Here is an 18223-nt window from a genome sequence, read left to right as displayed (position 1 = left end):
ATGTTAAGACTCGATCTTTTGCGCGACAGAAACCGTAAAAATGCCAAACTCATCAATGCATTGATCAATTTTCTTAAATCCAGCTTGTTCGACTAAAGCATCCATCTCTGCCTGTGAACGTAAGCGCATGACCCATGCTTCGCCTTGACGATGTGAAGTGAGTGCACGGGCAATAAACTCTTGCTGCGGATGCCAAATCTGTCCCGTATAAACCAGATAGCCATCTTTGAGCATGGCTTTGTATAGTCCAGTTAGAGATTGACGTAATAAATCATTATCACTAAACAACTCATAGAGTCCTGAAACAACAGCTAAGGTTGCTTTGGGTTTAATGTTTGCGAGAGACGCCGTATCAAAAGCATCAGCTTGAACAAAAGTTGCAATTTCGTTTAGGCCTCTTTCTTGAATGAGTGTTTGCCCAGCTTTGACATTGAGTTCGCTATAATCACGTAGCAGAATAGATTCGGGTTGTTTAGGTAATTGTGCAACTGCATCTAAAATATAACGCCCATGCCCAGCCGCAATATCTAAGATACGAACTGGTTTACGTTTTTTAGCCAACAATGCAGCATATTTTTCCAGTAGGGATTCAATATTTTGTTTACGGACTCGAATGCCACGCCAACCAATCGCATTTAAATACTGTTGATCAATGACTTTACCCAGTAAATTTTGGCTTTCTGATTGATTGCGATAGACAAAGTCTAGGGTACTGCCAGAGTCGTAACCTGTTTGTTCACCAATTTTAAGGCCTTTAGAAAACTGACTACCAAATTTGAGTTGACGTTGGGTCAAATCCCAAAACAGTTTCTTAAGGGATGTTTTTGGTAGTGCCTGACTAAATTGTTCAGCAGTTGAGCAACTTGCGCCAATTTTATCGGCATTCAAAATGTCTGGCGTATCATAAGGATGAGTAAAACATTCTTGAATAAAACGACGGACTTTTTTAACGGCAATCTCGCGGTTTTGTTCCCCTAAAGTATCGTGAAAAAAGCCTTCTAAAACATGAAATTCTTTATTTGGATGCGCCAAACGTTCATAAAAATCCCGTTGCGGTTTCTGCTGTACCACAAAGTCAGCACCTGAACACAAGATTTGAGTGGGTACATAGATATTTTGGGCATCTTTAACCAATCTTTCGGCAGCATCATACAGCCCGAGCAACATACGTACAGAAATGGCTTTGGCAATTTTTGGGTCATGATCATACTGCTGGGCACGGTCTAAATCATGCGTCAGCATTTTGGCTTTGACATAACTTTGGATAAAGAAATTGCCGCGTAATTTATTCAGTAAAGTTAAACCTTGTTTGGCAAAGGGTACATACAACTTAATGTCAAAGGCAGGAGATGCTAAACATAAGGCACGAATTTTAGGGGCATAGTCATGTACCCATGTGGCTGCCAATACAGCCCCGACACTTTGAGCAACAATCGCAATATTCTCAGATGGAATTGCATAAGTCTGTTCGATATGTTGAACAAAGTATTGAATGTCTTTCACACAAGCAGAAAAGCTAGGTGCATCGCCACGTTCACCGGGTGATTCACCATGACCGCGTGCATCCCATGCAAAAAAATCAAAATCAGGAAGATCTAACTCTTCAACCAAATGCGCCATACGACCCGAATGTTCATGCCCGCGATGAAACATCACAATGGCTTTTTTCTCTGGGTTATGTGACGAAGCCCAGTGTTGATAGAACAAGGATGCACCATCATGGCTAATGAAATGTTGCTGACTATTGTTATAAGGCATTCTTTATTGTCCTAATGATCAATTAATGTGAAGTACTTTGAATCGCATGACGTATGCGGTTATAGATGGTTATCATGAGCAAAAGCGCAATGATGGCTAATAAGCCATTACTCATTAATTGTTGTAGTTTAAATGTGACATGTTCTGAAAAATATTGGCTGAGTGTATAGAAGACGGCTAAAAGACTAAACCAGAAAGCTCGGTCACTTTTCCCCATAGGCCCATCATAACGGCGTTCTTGACCAATCACAGGGGCCATGACTCCTGCATATTCGCTGAGGATGGCTAAGAATACGACGCATAACAGTAAAGGCGCAGATATACAGCTTAAAACGATAAAGCACAAATATAGCGCCGTATCTGAAATCACATCACACAACTCATTTAGATAAGCACCCAATTTAGATTGTTGTTTGAATTCGCGTGCCAACATGCCATCAATTGCATTAAAGGCCATGCGAATGAGCATCCAAATGGGAAGAAGTAGAAAATAAAATGCATTTGCCTGTGTTGGTTTGCTAAAAATAAAACCTAACCAACCTGCTAAAAGCAACGAAATGAACATTGCAAATAAAGTAACCTGATTTGCCGTAATGCCATGTTGATATAAGCGGCGAACGAAAGGTCGCAATAAATTCTGAAACGCAGGCTTAAGCTGATAAATAGAAGGCATTGGCTTTTTTAAGTATCGTATTTTGCTTGAATTGTACCCATTTCAGGAAGTTGAATTCAAGCTAGATGAATTTCAAAACTAATAGCCTAAGTAGAATTCACATTTTGATTATGAAATGCCTATAATTATGCGGTTTATTTCAAAAGTAGAAGCAAGATGACGCCAGCCTGCAAATTACTAAAAAGCAAAAAAATTGATTTCTCTATTCATGAATACGAGCACGATGCCAATGCGAAAAGTTTTGGTTTAGAGGCAGCAGAAAAGCTGAACTTGAATGTAGAGGAAGTGTTTAAAACACTTTTAGTCACTGATGATAAGAACTATTACGTTGCGATTTTACCAGTACATCATTTACTAAACTTAAAAAAAGTAGCCGCTGCGGTTGGGGCCAAAAAAGTGCATATGGCCGATCCTAAAGATGCTGAGCGCTTAACAGGCTATTTGGTTGGGGGAATTAGTCCAGTTGGACAAAAGAAAAGACTTAAAACTGTGATTGATGGAAGTGCTCAAAGCTTGGCAAAAATTTACGTCAGTGGTGGAAAACGTGGCTTAGATATTGGGTTGGCACCGCAAGACCTGAGTGAAGTATTAAGTGCCGTATTTGCAGATGTGATTGATGAATAATTACGATATTTTGCTCGATGAATTTAAGCTTATTTTTGAAGTGTTGCTGACCTGATCATTCACATATCTGATTTTGATAAAATATAGATGCAGTCGTTTTAGGATTTGAGTCTACATTGTGTAGTTTAATCGGCTGATTTGTTTAGAGAAAGTCAGAATGATAATATGCCCGACCTTAATATGTAGCGAACAGGGATGAAATAAGATGGGTAAATGTCGGATTGTAACAATGTTATGCATGAGTCTCCTACCTTTATGGGGGTGTTCTGTTGCACCTGTAACAGCGCCTCCACCACCAGTTGCCATGATACCTATTCATGACTCAGATGTGATGACTCGACAATTCACGACATCATTGGCCGATTTAACGCCTGTTGCCCATAGCACAAGACCTTCCGCCGTGATCTTTTTTAATAAAGGTGTGAATGCCGAAAAATTTAACAAAGCACTGTGTGAGGGCTTTGTGCAATTAGAAACTGCCGAGGATGTTGAGGCGGGTGAAGGCGTAGCTATTGAGCATCAGGTTGTAACTAAAGTGCCAGTAACAACAAATTTGTCGCAAAATACCCGTGATTGCGATTTGATTTTAAGAGTATATGACTACAATCTTGCGGAAAGTGAATTGGTTAAGCTCAACCCTAAGTTGGTGTATTCAACGGGTCCTTTTATTGCGGTATACAATCCTAACTCTTCTCAGATAGATCAGATTATTGATTTAAGAGGTACCTCTACAGCAGATTTGGAGAAATTTGGGGAAAACTGGAGTGCAATCTTTACTCAGGCAGCTCAGCAGTATGCGGAAATGAATGCAAATAGATCAAATTTAAATGAAGCAAAAGAATTCAATATTTGGCTATTCGTTCGAGATTTATTTCAGGCTTCGGTCTGTGTCACAGATCCTAACCTGATTTACATTTTTAATGAGCCTGCTGGAAAAATAGCAGATATTGTATGTAAAGGAACGAAGGTATAAGTTTGTATAAGCCCATCTGAGAATGGGCTTTTTTGTGTAGTTTGCTTACCAAGCCTAGATCGCGTAGTATGCACGTCCAAAGTTGGATACGTCCTGATATCCATTTTACATGCTTTGCTGATGTAAATATTATAAGTTCTAGGCAAAATGCCTCTTTATAGAATAATCTCCAAACTCCCGAATGGTCTTATTTATGAAATACTTTTTGTTTGCAAAGGCTCAATATATGAGTAATTAAGTTGATTTTTTTAAATGGCTGGACCACAGCAAGAGCCACAAATGGCGATGAAATACGTGTGAAAATTATCCCTCTGAAGCGAAAACAAAATAATTTATTTGGTGTGAGCTGGGTCGAAGTGGGTAAACAGATTGAATTTGAGTCTGGTGAAAAATACCCCCTCAATGTTGATGGTAAATCGTTTTATACTGCACTGCACAAACTTTACAAATTAAATAGTTAAATATTCTATTATTTAGTAAATAAAGCGTGTATAGTTGTGCGCGCTAGAACAATAATTTTATTGTGTTTACTGATTTTATTGTGTTGTTGATTTTCATCCTGCATTTTATTAAAAGTTTATGTTTAATAAATTATTTTCTATTATCTGCTCAATCGTATAGGAAATATATTATGTCTAATTTAACTACTGGTACTGTAAAGTGGTTCAATGAAACTAAAGGTTTTGGCTTTATTGCTGCTGACAATGGTGAAGATGTATTCGCTCATTTCAGTGAAATCCAAACAAATGGTTTCAAAACTTTACAAGAAGGCCAACGAGTACAATTCACTGTTACTGCAGGGAAAAAAGGTGCTCAAGCTAGTGGTATTACAGCAATCTAAGCTTTAATCCATTGCTTAAAGTATAAAAGCTCGCTTTAGGCGGGCTTTTTTCTTGCCTAGTGAAAAGTATGTGGTTTGACCATTTTAATACAAATATGTTTATTTTCTAGACAATAAACAAATAATTCAAAATAAAGTTTGCTTTATCTTCCAGTAGAGCGTATAAAGTCAACTCGTTGATGCGGGATGGAGCAGTCTGGTAGCTCGTCGGGCTCATAACCCGAAGGTCGTTGGTTCAAATCCAGCTCCCGCTACCAACGAGAAAAGATTCAAAGTTTATAGCCCAATCTTCTTAGATTGGGTTTTTTTATGCGTGATTGATTGGTTTGGGGCGAGTAATCCACACACTGGATGTAGCTTTATAGCTGTGAAAGCATTGTTGATTGTTGATTGTTGATTGTTATATTGGCTTATTTGATGGTTATGTCTTGCTATACGGAAGACTGAACAGCTTCTTATCGTTTTTATCTTCTATCAACTTTCTTTTGTGAACAATTATTGCTCGATCCTATGTTGTGAATGATCCTGTAGATTAATTTAATCAATAACAAATTGTTTTCAAGAATAAAGTTTTAACGGATTCAAGTGTACGCAAACAGTCATCAGTTTTTGATGCCTTATTTAAGCATTTGGTTGAGATCCCAAATAAACTTCGTTGTTTGCTCCGCGACACTGATGAAGACGATAAGACTAATCCTATCAATATTGTTGATTCATCTTCCAGGGTTGAGGGTGTTTTTAATTTCTCCTTATAAATGCTTTATACGCTACAAGCTATTTTGAGCTGGACTTTTTATTTACTGGTTATTTGAACTTAATTCGGGTACAAGTAAATAAGGCATAGAGTAGAACAATAGAGGATAAATACGTGAGTGACTTGAACTTAGAGTTTTTAGACCAGACCATAGATAAGTACGAAGCAAAAGACAAAAAAATTAAGAAAATTCGTGTTGGATATAAACTATACGCAAAATTTATGGCCGATCAAAAGTTCGCAGATGAAGTAATTAATTCAGCATTAGATCCCGATAAGCGCAGCTATCGCGGAATTCGGGTTAAGATTACCCACGACGATTATGAGTTAACTTTTCTAATGAAAAATTAATTTTAGATGCTGTAATTTTAATTATTTAACCTACTCAATATTTTGGGTAGGTTTTTTTATTGTTTTTAATAAGGCTTAGTAAAAAAGCCAAAGTAGATTTTTTGTTACATGAACTTACAGATTGTTAAACAAATAAAACATGAATTCGAATAATTTAGGTTTTTATGGGTGTTTTTTGATCAAAATTATTTCATATCGTGTCATTTTTGCTCAACTGTTATTTATTTGATTAGGCTAATGGCTGTACATAACAATAATTTGAGGAACATAAATGCTGAAATTTCATGAACATGTTGTTTTGGGTGCTATTTTTGATATGGATGGAACAATGTTTGGTACTGAGCGTCTTCGGTTTCAAACATTGAAACAGGCATCTCAAGAACTTATCGGTCAGTCTTTTTCCAATGCGTACTTAATGGCATGTTTAGGCTTAAGTGCTAAAACAGCACATGTATTGGCACAGGAAACCTATGGAGCAGATATTCCTTATGCAGCAATTCGTAAACGTGCAGATGAATTGGAATTAGAGTCTGTACGTAGCTATGGCGTTCCAATTAAAAAGGGGCTTGTTCAGGTTCTAGAGCGTTTAAGAAAGTCAGGTTTGCGTATGGCGGTAGCAACTTCTAGTCGCCGTGCCATTGCAGAAGAATATTTGATTAATGCCAATGTCTATAAATTCTTTGATGTGGTGGTGTGTGGTGATGAAGTTGAAAAGGGCAAACCCCATCCAGAAATTTTTCTGACCGCTGCAGAAAAGCTCAATTTAGACTCTGATCAATGCTTAATGTTTGAAGATTCGGAAAATGGTGTGACATCGGCATTTGATGCTAAAGGTATTACCGTTTTATTCAAAGATATTAAGCCAGCAAATGCCAATATGCGTGGCAAAGCCAATTACTATTACGAAAACATGTATGACTATCTGAAAGATTTAGATGGTTATATTGCAAAACAAGATTTACCCCAATTACAAGAATCTTTTCCTCAAACTTTAAATCAGCTCACTGTAGGTATTCATGGTTTTGGTGCGATTGGTGGCGGTTATTTAGCACAAGTTCTTTCACACTGGGATGGTTATACACGTCCAAAACGCATACTTGCTTCAACACGGAATCATCTGTTCCGCGAAGCGGTGAATGCCTTTGCTGGTTATTGTATTCGTTATGGGCAAATTTCTTATGATGAGCCAATTCAAAATATGACCGTTATTGATGCCGATGCTGAAGCAGAAATGACTGAGATGTATGTAGAATCTAGTTTGATTGCAGTGTGTTTACCTGAAAATGCTTTAGCACATGAAGTAAAAATAATTGCGAAAGGATTATATGCTCGACATACATCTCAGGCCGTCATGCCCAATGAACCACTGACTATGTTGATCATTCTGAATAAGGTGAATGCGAAACAGCTCTTTCTTGATTATTTACGAAAGGCTTTGAATGAATTAACCAGTGTGGCCATTACCGAGCAGATTCTACAACAACATTATTTTTGCGATACGGTGGTTAACCGTATGGTGTCTAAGCTCAGTCAGAAAAATCTATATCGTCAACTGAAAATTAAATACAATATTTTTAAACAGTTTCAGGAAGAAAATGAGACTGAAAATGTTGATTTGGATGAAAGTATTCAGTTGGATTCCTCCCAGACATATCAGGCTTCTTTGTATATCGACGATTTACGCCGTAATTTCCAACCAGGTCATATTTTACAAAGTATGGATTTAATCTTGTTTCATGCTGAATTGGATATGCCAATTTATGTGGAAAATCAAAGTCCTTTGCTCAGTAAAATGCGACAAATGATTGTTGTGGATGATATTTCCGAAATTCAGCTGATCAAAAATCGCTTATGGAACGGGACACATGCCTTGTTGGCGTGGTATGCCTGCTTATTGGGGCATGAAACGATTGGGATTGCTATGGGCGATGTGCGTGTGCAGCAGTTTAGCCAACAGGTTTTAGCACAAGTTAAGCTAGGTTTATCACTTCAACTGCCACATCGGGAAGCAGATTTGAACCGTTTAACACAGAGTTTCATAGATTCTTGTAAATTTGCCTTTAAAGACCCTTGTTCGCGGGTAGCACGTGATCCCTTACGCAAGCTGGAGTCAGGCGAACGAGTCCTATCTTCTGTACAGCAGCTCATTGTAAATGGACAAGCCTATGATTACTTGGTTGCAGGTGCAATATTGGGTTATGCCTATGCCATTTTGCATCATCAAATGCCTTTAGATGAGGTTTTGACTGCGATGCAGTGTGAAGTAGATCAGCTATTATTGACTGTTCCTCAGCAACAAGCCTTATTCATGCATTTAAAATGTGGTTTGGTGAATGTGCTTCAGTATCCAGACCAGTTTCACCCCAAACAAATTTTAAGTTATTTGAATACAACGGCTGTCAATTGTGCATAATTTGAATCATTTTCAGCACAAGTTGAATATTTATAAACTTTGCCTTGCATGAGTCAGGTAAAGAACGTGCTTTAATATCACTTTGCAGTTTAAAGTGATATTAAACGTGTCTTTAGATCACATCAGTCATGTTGTTCTGACAAGCCGCCGTGATTATCCCGAATGGCATCATGGTCGGGAGCAATATGCTTTGTGGTATATCGAAATTCAAAATCCAGACTTGATTTTGTATCTTAATCAAGTTCAAGATTATTTCTCTGAATATTTATTACTTCCCAATACACGTCAGTTTCATATCACACTGTTTATTTGTGGTTTTTTAACCGAAGATAAAGCCATTCTTAATGATGACTTCACTCAATTACAGCTCCAACAGCAATATCAGCACTTAAAATCACATCTACCTCAAAAATTTAAACTTAAAATAGGTGCTCTAAACAGTTTTAGTAGTGCCTTATATCTTGAGGTTATCGATACTGACTTGGCTTTGGAGCACATCAGAGCGCAATGTGCCCAGTTTAGTGATGAAATTGCGGCATTAAGCTATTGCCCACATATTACCGTGGGTTTATATAACGCTGCGTATCCCAGTCAAAGTATTTTAGACAAAATGGCTGCATTTCCTGCTGAGCAGTTTGAAATTGACGTTAGCCAGATCAAGTTTGGTTATTATCAGGCTCAAGTTTTACAAGGTCCTTTATATGCTTTACAGAGCATTTCATTAGGTGAAGTATGTTGCAACTCATATTAGGGGGTGCTCGTTCAGGTAAAAGTCGTTTGGCTGAACGGATTGCACAAGATTCGGGGCTTAAGGTTCATTATGTGGCAACCGCTCAGGCTTTAGATGCTGAAATGCAGCAACGGATTCAACATCATCAATCACAACGTCCACCACATTGGCAACTCAGCGAAGAGCCGCTGTATTTGGCCGATTGTTTGCAGCGTATAGATGCGCCAGAACAACTGATTTTGGTGGATTGTCTGACCTTATGGATGACCAATCTCTTATTGGCAGATGATCAAACCTTATTGGCACATCAGATGCAAAAATTACTAGAAGTTTTACCGACTTTATCTTCCACCATTATTCTTGTGAGTAATGAAACGGGTTTAGGCGTTGTGCCTATGGGAGAGCTAAGCCGTAAGTTTGTGGATGAATCGGGGAGATTGCATCAACAACTGGCTCAACTTGCCGATAAGGTGCTGTTCTGTGTGGCGGGATTATCAATGCAATTAAAAGGAGACAAATCATGAGTTGGTGGTTAGAGGCGTGTCAACAACCGAATGATGCAGCGAAACAACGTGCAGAAGCGCGCCAATTACAACTCACCAAGCCTACAGGTTCTTTGTCTGAGTTAGAACGTATCGCAATTTTATTGGCAAGTTTGCAGAATAAAGATCAACCCGATATTCAAGCGCCGTGGATTAGTATTTTTGCTGGCGATCATGGGGTGATGGAAGAGAATATTTCCGCTTATCCTCAAGCAGTGACCCGTCAAATGTTACTTAATTTCACCACGGGTGGTGCCTGTATTAGTGTGATTGCTAAGGAATATGCGGCAACTTTACAAGTCATTGACTGTGGTACGGTGGGAGATACTTATCAATATCCACACGTAGAAACCCATTGTATTGCTCCAGGCACAGCCAATTTTGCCAAACAGCCTGCAATGACAGAAGAACAAAGTATTGCAGCCATGAATTTGGGGAAGCAAAGTGTCGAACGTGCCGTAAAGGAAAAAGCCTCTATCTATGTTGCGGGTGAAATGGGCATAGGCAATACCTGTTCGGCTTCCGCTCTGGCTTGTATGTTACTCAATGAAGCCGCAGAACAACTTACAGGGGTTGGAACAGGCATTCGTGCAGAGCAGTTGGCACATAAAAAACAAGTGATCGATCGCGCTGTGGCATTGCACCGTGATGATGTTCAGCAAGATGCTTTCAAAGCCTTATGCGCCGTCGGTGGTTTAGAAATTGCCGCGATGGTCGGTGCATATATTCATTGTGCACAATTAGGTCTACCAATGGTTGTTGATGGCTTTATCAGTACGGCTGCTGCACTGGTTGCAGTCCAACTGAACCCTGCGGTTCGTGAATGGATGCTGTTTGGACATCAGTCTGCCGAGTATGGACATCAACGCTTATTGCAAGAGTTAAACGCAGAGCCAATTTTAAAGTTAAATTTACGCTTAGGTGAAGCCAGTGGTGCAGGTGCAGCACTTGGGATTATTAAATTGGCCTGTCACTTACATAATCAAATGGCGACATTTGCAGAAGCCGCCGTGATTGGTGAGAAAATTTAGGAAATCTGCTATGCACTTAAAGATTGATCTACTACGACATGGCGAAAGTGAACTGAGTCATACGCTGCGCGGTTCACTGGATGATGTTCTGACAGCTAAAGGTTGGCAACAAATGCTGAGCAGTATAGATCAATCTCAAACTCTGCCTCAGCAATGGGATATCGTGTTTTCTTCACCCTTGCAGCGTTGCCGTATGTTTGCAGAACACTTTGTAAAAGAGCGGGATATACCGCTTATTTTAGATAAAAACTTGCAAGAAATGCATTTTGGCGATTGGGAAGGACAGTCGATACAACAGCTATATGAGCAATTTCCTGAAACTTTGGCAGACTTTTGGCAAAAACCAACGCAGACTACACTTCCTAATGCGGAAACTATGCATCAGTTTCATCTTCGAGTCAGTACAGCGATGGCGAACATACAGCAGCAGATGCAGCTCAACAGTTGGCAATCTGCATTGGTGGTCACGCATGGCGGCGTAATTAAACTGTTAAAATGTATAGTGTTACAGCAACCCTTGGATGATGTGTTGAAAATGTCGGCTGAATTGGGGCAACTCAATTCTTTTCATTGGGACGCGGCTACACAGACGCTGGCTTTAAGAGAGTTAACATGACTCCATTTCTGATTGCTTTACAATTCTTGACTACGTTACGAATTCAACTTAAAGAAATGCCGACGGCTGAGCAGAATGCAAACTCGATTTTATTTTATCCTTTAGTGGGTCTAATTATAGGGCTAATCTTATATGTCGTGGCGCTGTTGTTGTCTGGATTGCCTACAGTTCTACTCTCAAGTTTAATTCTGGTGCTTTGGATTTGGCTGACAGGAGGCTTACATCTCGATGGTTTGGCGGATACGGCAGATGCATGGGTTGGTGGCTTTGGAGACAAGGAGCGTACTCTTAAGATCATGAAGGACCCGAGTTGTGGACCAATTGGGGTTTTAAGTTTAATTATTGTCTGTGTATTAAAATGGGCTGCCTTGTATGTATTGCTAGAGCAGAAAGCAGCACTGGCTTTATTCCTGTTTCCGTTGCTTGCGCGAATCATTCCTCTAGCGCTATTTGTAAGCACACCGTATGTCCGTTCCAATGGATTAGGTTCGAGTATTGCAGCACATTTGCCTAAGCGCCGTGTATATGGCGTGATTGCACTTGGTTTGAGTCTAGTCTTGTATTTTTACGGTATAGGCTTACTTACAGGACTGGCATGGGTACTAACATTCTTTTATTTGCGTGCTAAGTTCCTGCAACGTCTAGGCGGCATTACAGGAGATACCATTGGTGCGAGTATTGAGTTAAGTGAAACGGTTTGCTTATTGGTGTTTGTGATCGGCATGAATTATTTACCAATGACGACCTTGTTTTAAGTTTTTTAACCAACTAATTAGCCTAAGCAGCGTAATACCAGATGAATTAAGCTAGGTCCGAGGATCACCATAAATACACCTGCCAAAACCATAGTTAGGGAAGCAATCACACCTTCTTCATGATGACGCATAAAGGCTTTACTGGTACCAAAGCCATGTGCTGCATTGCCTAACGAAGCGCCTTGTGCAAAAGCAGAGTTCAGTTTTAACAGCAGTAGTACCGTGTCTCCCAAAAGTACGCCTGCAATCCCTGTAATCATGGTAAATAAAATTACCAGTTCGACTGATCCACCAATATGTGCGGTCAGTTCCATGGCAAAGGGGGTAGAAATAGAGCGTGACATTAGGCTGTAGGTGGTTTGGCTATCAAAATGAAAAAGTTTGGCCAAATAAAAGGCACTGATTACACCAGCACTCATTCCAATCACAATTCCCAGAGCAATTGAAAACAGATGTTCACGAATCAGTTGACGATATTCATAGATAGGGATGGCAAAGGCGATGGTTGCAGGTCCAAGCATCCAAACAATCCAGTGGTTATCGGTCATATAGGTATCATAGGAGATATGGAAACCCAACAAGATTAAAATCAGCACAAAAGGAACCAGCATGGCAGGGGATAGCAACATATAGGGATAACGACGATAGAGTTTTTTCGCCAAAATATATCCAATAATGGTTGCAATGAAACAAATTAGCGCCGTGAAGTTCATGAGTGTGCTTCTACCTTAGATGGACGACGATGCTGCTTTTGCTGAAGTTTATGTTCTAACTTAAAGCCGAAATGAACACTGTATGCGGTCATGACCATAACGCAGATGGTACCAACTACAACCGCAAGAATGAGTTGCCAGCCTTGTGTGAGAAAGAGTTGTTTATATTTGACTAAGCCCACGACACAGGGAATAAACATCAACACCAATTCGGCAAGAATGAAATCTGCGCCTGATTTAATCCAGACTAATTTTATTACTCCTGACATTAGCGCGAATAGAAGCAGAATGAGTCCGATCACGCCAGCGGAGAGCGGAAGATGAAAGAACTTTTGAATGCAATTACTGATCCACCAGAGTCCAATTAAAAATAAAAGTTGAGTGATGACTTTGAGAGGATAAGTCATTTTTGAGGTCGAGGGAGAGGACATGATACAAACAGGTTTAAACAACATGAAGGTATTTTAAAATTGACCTGTCGTATGAATTATGAATAATAAATAAATAATTATGCAAATATGGAATATTTTGTGGATATTAAAAGTCTGCAAATCTTTGTTACCTTGGTGGAGGTTCAAAGTTTTACATTAGCAGCGGAACAGCTCAATTTAACTCAACCGACTATTAGTAAGGCAATGCGCGGTCTAGAAGAGCAACTCGGAGTCGTACTGTTGCATAAAGGGGAAGCAGGACGAAAACGCGGGGTTGCCCTGACCTATGTGGGGCAGCAGGTGTACGAACACGCTTTAATTATTCTGAATGAACAACAACGTATTTTTGATATGGTGACTCAAGTCAGAGGCTTAAAGAAAGGTAAGCTGACGATTGGTCTACCGCCTTTGGCAGCTATGATGCTAAGTACCGTAATTGCAAAGTTTCATAGTCAATATCCGCATATTGAGCTGAACTTTCTGGAAGTCGGGGCGACAGGCATTGAGGAGGCGATTTTTCGTAAAGAGGTCGATGCTGGGGTGGTGATGGGAGAGCTAAAACCTTTACTGAGTGGCTTTGAAATTATTAATTCTCCGATTTGCCTATTGGCAAAGAAAAACTCACATTGGCGCAAAAAATCAGAAATTAAATTGATTGAACTCAAGGAGGAATCTTTTTTACTGTACGCCAATACATTTACTCTAAACAACGTCATTATTCAGGCGGCGCAGTCGGTGGGTTTTGAACCGAAAGTGGCATGTCGGAGTAGTCAATGGGATTTTATTGCCAAGTTGGTTGAATCGAATGTCGGCATTGCCTTACTTCCTCAAGCCTATTGTGAGCGACTAAATAACGATGAATTTCATATTGCTTTACTGACAGAGCCGAATATCAACTGGAACTTAAAGATGGCTTGGAATAGCACAGTCACTATGACTCCAGCGACTCGGGCTTGGCTGAATGTTATTGAAGATAATTTGGAAAGTATTCATTTTTAGTTAAAGAAAACTATATCAATTATGTCCCAATCTAGAATCTGTATGTTTGTTGGCTAAGATGATTCTAGGTAAAGTACGTCAAAGATTATTTATTATCATATTATATCCGTGCTTATTTAAATAAATGCCGATGAGCTTGAAGCTGCAGTTTTAGAATAAACTCTTAAACGAATTCTAAAGGTGAGTTTGCGTAAAATTCATACAAAATTGCTCTTGAATAATTTACAAATAAACATATTATAAATATATATATTATTATAAGTGGAACGCAGAAAATGCATGACTATCTAACCGCTTTTATCGGTGGAACACTGCTTGGTGTATCCGCCGTTGGTTATTTGTGGGTCAATGGTCGTATTGCAGGAATTAGTGGCCTGATTTCACAAGTCCTTAGTCCCAAAACCTTGTTGAGTACACCTGCACTTTGGTTCTTATTAGGCTTAATTATCGTGCCATTTGCTTATGGAGCATTTACGCAACCACAGATTCAAATTGAGAGCTCACCGTTCATTATGATTTTAGCGGGTTTATTGGTGGGTTTTGGTACGCGACTAGGTTCTGGATGTACCAGTGGTCATGGAATTTGTGGGATTAGTCGTTTATCAAAACGATCACTCATAGCAACAGCAACCTTTATGCTTGCTGGCGCCGTGACTGTATTTGTAATGCGTCATATTTTGGGAGCATAAACATGAAAAATATATTTGCCTTTATTTTTGGTGGTCTATTTGCCATTGGTTTAATGTTCTCAGGAATGTCTAATCCAGAAAAAGTCCTAAATTTTCTAGACGTTTTTGGAACTTGGGATGCTAGTCTGGCATTTGTGATGATGGGTGCAATTGCGGTGGCGTTTATTCCTTTTCAGATACTCTCTAAACAACAAGCCCCAAAAACGGTTTTTAAAGAACCGATTACAATGCCTAAGAATACACAGATTGATTCAAGATTAATTCTAGGGAGCGCAATTTTTGGTATCGGTTGGGGCTTAGCAGGTATTTGTCCCGCACCAAGTCTTACCTTGATTGGTTTAGGTCACTATCAAACGCTATATTTTATTACTGCTATGGCAATAGGTATGATTATATTTAATAAAACGATGGGAGCGAAATCGTGTTGATAAAACCAATCGTTAAGGCTTTTTTTGATAAAGAAACCAATACTTTTAGCTATGTGGTTACAGACCCGAAGAGTCGCCAATCTGCCATTATCGATAGTGTGCTGAATTATGATGCTGCATCTGCAACGACAAAGACAACTTTGGCGGATGAAATAATTTCATATATTCAGCAAAATAGCCTAAGCGTCATTTGGATTTTGGAAACACACGTCCATGCTGACCACCTAACAGCTTCCCAATATTTAAAACAGAAGGTGGGGGGAGTGGTTGCCATTAGTGAGAAGATTGCAATTGTGCAGGAAACCTTTAGCGCAATTTATAACCTTTCACCCAAATATTTTAATGCGACACGCTCATTTGATTATTTATTTAAAGATGGCGAACATTTCAAAATTGGTGAAATAGACGCTTATAACATTCCAACACCAGGACATACGCCAGCTTGCCTAAGTTACGTGATTGGTAATGCTGTATTCGTCGGTGACACGTTATTTATGCATGATTACGGTACAGCACGTTGTGACTTTCCTAAAGGTAGCGCAGCGACATTATTTGATTCAGTTCAAAAGCTGTTTGCTTTAGATAATAATATGCGCGTGTTCCTGTGCCATGACTATTTACCTGAAGGTCGTGATCACTTTGTTTATGAAACCAGTATTGCTGAACAAAAAAAGCATAATATTCATATCAATGAAAGTATTAAAAAAGAAGCTTTTGTTCAGATGCGAAATCAACGCGATGCTACATTGGCAATGCCTAAACTGATTTTACCTGCTATACAAATCAATATGCAGGCAGGAAAATTCCCTGAACCTGAGGAAAACGGGATTCGTTATTTGAAAATTCCATTTAATTTTTTCAAAACCAATGTATAAATATGAAATAAATGCAAAAAAATCAGGATAATACATCACTATTATCTCTGATTTTTGGTATTTTTATAAATAGCCTAAGCAAATTTATTGATTCTTAAAAACTAAAAAGCCACTATATATAAAAATACCTGATAGAAGCCCTATGATCCTTAATCATCAAATACAGCAATCAATAAACTCAAGCGAATTCGAACCTGTTGTACTCATTCACGGGTTATTTGGCAGTTTGAGTAACCTTGGCATGTTGGCTCGGACATTGAATGAAAAAAGGGCTGTAATACAAATAGATGTCCGTAATCATGGCTTATCTGAGCATAGTGAACAGATGAACTATGATTTGATGGCACAGGATGTGTTAGAGACTTTGGATCATCTACAGATTCAAAATTTTTCCCTCATTGGGCACTCCATGGGCGGAAAAATAAGCATGAAAGTGGCGGAGAAGGCTGAAAATCGTGTGGTAGGTCTAATCGTATTGGATATTGCACCATTTGCTTATCAAGAAAATCATCACGAACAAATTTTTAAAGCATTATTTGCTGTACAGGAAACTGCACCACCATCTAGATTGCAAGCTACTGAAATAATGAGAAAATTTATTCAAGAAGATATGGTGATTCAATTTTTATTGAAATCATTCACGCAAGGTAAATGGCGCTTTAATTTAAATGCTATTTTTGCACATTACACTGAGATATTGTCTTGGCAAGAGATAAAGCCTTATACAAAGCCTGTGTTATTTTTACGTGGTGGGCTGTCTCCGTATATTCATAAACCAGAGCATTTTGATGCTATTCGGAAACAGTTTCCTGTTGCTGAAATAAAAGAGGTTTTGAATGCGGGACATTGGCTACATGCCGAAAAAACAGATGAAGTTTTATTAGAGATCTCTGGCTTTTTAAAATAATAAGATGATGTTCTACAGCTATATCGCTGTAGAACAGTAAGTAGTTAAGACAGCATAAGTCTTTATTAATCATGGTCTTATGCTTTTATATGCTGCATTTCGTATAATGTATATTATGTTAAATACTATGGGATTGTTATTTATTTCAGGAATTTTTAAACAATGAAAAATTATATTTCTTTTATCTGTATGGTTTTATCTGTACTAGCCCTCCCAGCTTGTACTAAAAATACCTTATATTTTACTCCTGAAGTAATTGGTTATATTTATGACAGTAAAACTCATAAACCATTGAGTAATCAGGCTGGATATATGGGTTTTAATGGCCGAACTGATAGTGATAATGCCAAAATTAATTTGAAGTCGGATGGTAGCTTTACTATTTCTGCTGTTACAGCAACGTATTACTTTATAAGACCTGATGTAAAGCAATACACTAATTTCCCTTCAGAAATTTTTATAAGTTTTAAAAATTATCAAAATAAAACAATAGATTACTCAGAAAAGTTTAATGAGCAAGTTCCAGAAGAAAAAGCTAATTTTGAGCATTATAAAAAAATTGATTTAGGTAAAATCTATTTAGATCGAGAATAATTTTTTATTCAGTCACATAGCTCAATCTTAAAAAGCCCTTCTTAGGGGCTTTTTTATTTCACTTACTCTCGGCCTTAATACCACGAGCACCAAATAACAGAATATTAAGACAGCTACTTGACTTTCGTATTAAATAAAACAGCATTTATCACCCCAACCCCATTAAAAAATACTCAAGTAACCTCTCCCGCTCATCTGGTTTGTTCGGGTCTAAAAGCTGAACCATTGCCCCGTCTATCACAAACAAAAACATGTGTGCATCTTGTTTTAAAGCATTCGAATTAGTCGTTAAAAGCAAATTATAGATTTCATTCATCAGCCAGTTTCGGTAGTCAATTACAAGCTGATACGCCTTTGGATATAATTTCGATATTTCAAAAATCGCTTTAAACGGCAAATTGTAAAGCCCTTCTACATTGGCATGTAAAAAGAAAATTTTACGAAGCTGTTCAACCAGCGATAGTTCTTTATTAACGTAGATAATTGAAATAACTTCATGTTTAAGACCATCTGTTTGAAAAGTTAA

At 38.6% G+C, this 18223-nt stretch carries 22 protein-coding genes and 1 tRNA gene; 18 read left to right on the top strand and 5 right to left on the bottom strand.

The genetic code is table 11. From position 1 onward, the window contains the following. Positions 1-3: 3 nt before the first annotated feature. Together E0H82_RS13330 and E0H82_RS13325 are read right to left on the bottom strand one after the other, a co-directional pair. Positions 4-1758, bottom strand: a complete 1755-nt coding sequence (locus E0H82_RS13330) for a bifunctional alpha/beta hydrolase/class I SAM-dependent methyltransferase (RefSeq protein ID WP_131265243.1) — start codon at positions 1756-1758, stop codon at positions 4-6. A gap of 22 nt (positions 1759-1780) precedes the next feature. After that, positions 1781-2431 carry a CDP-alcohol phosphatidyltransferase family protein gene (locus E0H82_RS13325; protein ID WP_131265242.1) on the bottom strand — a complete coding sequence of 217 codons (651 nt, stop codon included), beginning with the start codon at positions 2429-2431 and terminating at the stop codon, positions 1781-1783. 156 nt (positions 2432-2587) lie between these two features. Between E0H82_RS13325 and ybaK the strand changes: the two genes are divergently transcribed. The 12 genes from ybaK (at position 2588) to E0H82_RS13265 (ending at position 12061) form a co-directional block, all read left to right on the top strand. Further along, a complete protein-coding gene (ybaK, locus tag E0H82_RS13320; protein ID WP_131265241.1) occupies positions 2588-3055 on the top strand; it encodes a Cys-tRNA(Pro) deacylase in 468 nt (155 codons plus the stop codon). 238 nt (positions 3056-3293) lie between these two features. Continuing rightward, positions 3294-4028, top strand: a complete 735-nt coding sequence (locus E0H82_RS13315) for a hypothetical protein (protein WP_131265240.1) — start codon at positions 3294-3296, stop codon at positions 4026-4028. Between the two features lie 239 nt (positions 4029-4267). Then, entirely contained in the window at positions 4268-4489 is a 222-nt protein-coding gene (locus tag E0H82_RS13310; RefSeq protein WP_131265239.1) for a transposase, read from the top strand. Positions 4490-4659: 170 nt separating this feature from the next. Further along, positions 4660-4869: a cold-shock protein gene (locus tag E0H82_RS13305; RefSeq protein ID WP_016167826.1), complete on the top strand. Its 210-nt coding sequence runs from the start codon at positions 4660-4662 to the stop codon at positions 4867-4869. Positions 4870-5049: 180 nt separating this feature from the next. Further along, positions 5050-5126 (top strand) — tRNA-Met (locus E0H82_RS13300). 611 nt (positions 5127-5737) lie between these two features. Next, positions 5738-5974 carry a hypothetical protein gene (locus E0H82_RS13295; RefSeq protein WP_131265238.1) on the top strand — a complete coding sequence of 79 codons (237 nt, stop codon included), beginning with the start codon at positions 5738-5740 and terminating at the stop codon, positions 5972-5974. A 271-nt stretch (positions 5975-6245) separates the two neighbouring features. Further along, the gene (mtlD, locus tag E0H82_RS13290; RefSeq protein ID WP_131265237.1) at positions 6246-8387 is read left to right on the top strand and encodes a bifunctional mannitol-1-phosphate dehydrogenase/phosphatase; all 2142 of its coding nucleotides are present in this window, start codon (positions 6246-6248) and stop codon (positions 8385-8387) included. 106 nt (positions 8388-8493) lie between these two features. Next, a complete protein-coding gene (locus tag E0H82_RS13285; RefSeq protein WP_228258666.1) occupies positions 8494-9138 on the top strand; it encodes a 2'-5' RNA ligase family protein in 645 nt (214 codons plus the stop codon). After that, positions 9120-9641 carry a bifunctional adenosylcobinamide kinase/adenosylcobinamide-phosphate guanylyltransferase gene (cobU, locus tag E0H82_RS13280; protein ID WP_131265236.1) on the top strand — a complete coding sequence of 174 codons (522 nt, stop codon included), beginning with the start codon at positions 9120-9122 and terminating at the stop codon, positions 9639-9641. Before E0H82_RS13285 ends, cobU begins: the two co-directional genes overlap by 19 nt. After that, entirely contained in the window at positions 9638-10690 is a 1053-nt protein-coding gene (cobT, locus tag E0H82_RS13275) for a nicotinate-nucleotide--dimethylbenzimidazole phosphoribosyltransferase (protein ID WP_131265235.1), read from the top strand. The genes cobU and cobT overlap by 4 nt, the downstream gene beginning before the upstream one ends. 10 nt (positions 10691-10700) lie before the next feature. Next, positions 10701-11306, top strand: a complete 606-nt coding sequence (locus tag E0H82_RS13270; RefSeq protein ID WP_131265234.1) for a histidine phosphatase family protein — start codon at positions 10701-10703, stop codon at positions 11304-11306. Then, the gene (locus E0H82_RS13265; RefSeq protein ID WP_131265233.1) at positions 11303-12061 is read left to right on the top strand and encodes an adenosylcobinamide-GDP ribazoletransferase; all 759 of its coding nucleotides are present in this window, start codon (positions 11303-11305) and stop codon (positions 12059-12061) included. Before E0H82_RS13270 ends, E0H82_RS13265 begins: the two co-directional genes overlap by 4 nt. Positions 12062-12078: 17 nt before the next feature. Here the strand turns inward: E0H82_RS13265 and E0H82_RS13260 are convergent, their stop codons facing one another. Both E0H82_RS13260 and E0H82_RS13255 read right to left on the bottom strand, forming a co-directional pair. Then, positions 12079-12774, bottom strand: a complete 696-nt coding sequence (locus tag E0H82_RS13260; RefSeq protein WP_131265232.1) for an LrgB family protein — start codon at positions 12772-12774, stop codon at positions 12079-12081. Further along, positions 12771-13181: a CidA/LrgA family protein gene (locus E0H82_RS13255; RefSeq protein WP_416224503.1), complete on the bottom strand. Its 411-nt coding sequence runs from the start codon at positions 13179-13181 to the stop codon at positions 12771-12773. The genes E0H82_RS13260 and E0H82_RS13255 overlap by 4 nt, the downstream gene beginning before the upstream one ends. A gap of 123 nt (positions 13182-13304) precedes the next feature. On the opposite strand from E0H82_RS13255, the gene E0H82_RS13250 reads away from it, so the two are divergent. The 6 genes from E0H82_RS13250 (at position 13305) to E0H82_RS13225 (ending at position 17697) form a co-directional block, all read left to right on the top strand. Next, positions 13305-14204, top strand: coding sequence for a LysR family transcriptional regulator (locus E0H82_RS13250; protein ID WP_131265230.1), 900 nt, complete (start codon positions 13305-13307; stop codon positions 14202-14204). A 275-nt stretch (positions 14205-14479) separates the two neighbouring features. Beyond that, on the top strand, positions 14480-14893 hold the full coding sequence (locus E0H82_RS13245) for a YeeE/YedE family protein (protein WP_131265229.1): 414 nt from the start codon (positions 14480-14482) through the stop codon (positions 14891-14893). Positions 14894-14895: 2 nt separating this feature from the next. Then, the gene (locus tag E0H82_RS13240; RefSeq protein WP_131265228.1) at positions 14896-15321 is read left to right on the top strand and encodes a YeeE/YedE family protein; all 426 of its coding nucleotides are present in this window, start codon (positions 14896-14898) and stop codon (positions 15319-15321) included. After that, on the top strand, positions 15318-16196 hold the full coding sequence (locus E0H82_RS13235; protein ID WP_131265313.1) for an MBL fold metallo-hydrolase: 879 nt from the start codon (positions 15318-15320) through the stop codon (positions 16194-16196). The genes E0H82_RS13240 and E0H82_RS13235 overlap by 4 nt, the downstream gene beginning before the upstream one ends. A 142-nt stretch (positions 16197-16338) precedes the next feature. Continuing rightward, positions 16339-17103, top strand: a complete 765-nt coding sequence (locus E0H82_RS13230; RefSeq protein WP_131265227.1) for an alpha/beta fold hydrolase — start codon at positions 16339-16341, stop codon at positions 17101-17103. 162 nt (positions 17104-17265) lie between these two features. After that, positions 17266-17697, top strand: a complete 432-nt coding sequence (locus E0H82_RS13225) for a hypothetical protein (protein ID WP_131265226.1) — start codon at positions 17266-17268, stop codon at positions 17695-17697. A 148-nt stretch (positions 17698-17845) separates the two neighbouring features. On the opposite strand, the gene E0H82_RS13220 is transcribed toward E0H82_RS13225, so the two are convergent. After that, positions 17846-18223: TetR family transcriptional regulator (locus tag E0H82_RS13220; protein WP_131265225.1), on the bottom strand; the 378-nt coding region annotated here is incomplete at its 5' end.

It is taken from the genome of Acinetobacter sp. ANC 4910 (assembly GCF_004331035.1).
In the GTDB taxonomy this organism is placed as follows: Bacteria; Pseudomonadota; Gammaproteobacteria; order Pseudomonadales; family Moraxellaceae; genus Acinetobacter.
The sequence above is the reverse complement of the archived record's forward strand: the minus strand, read 5'-3'. Positions and strand labels throughout refer to the sequence as shown.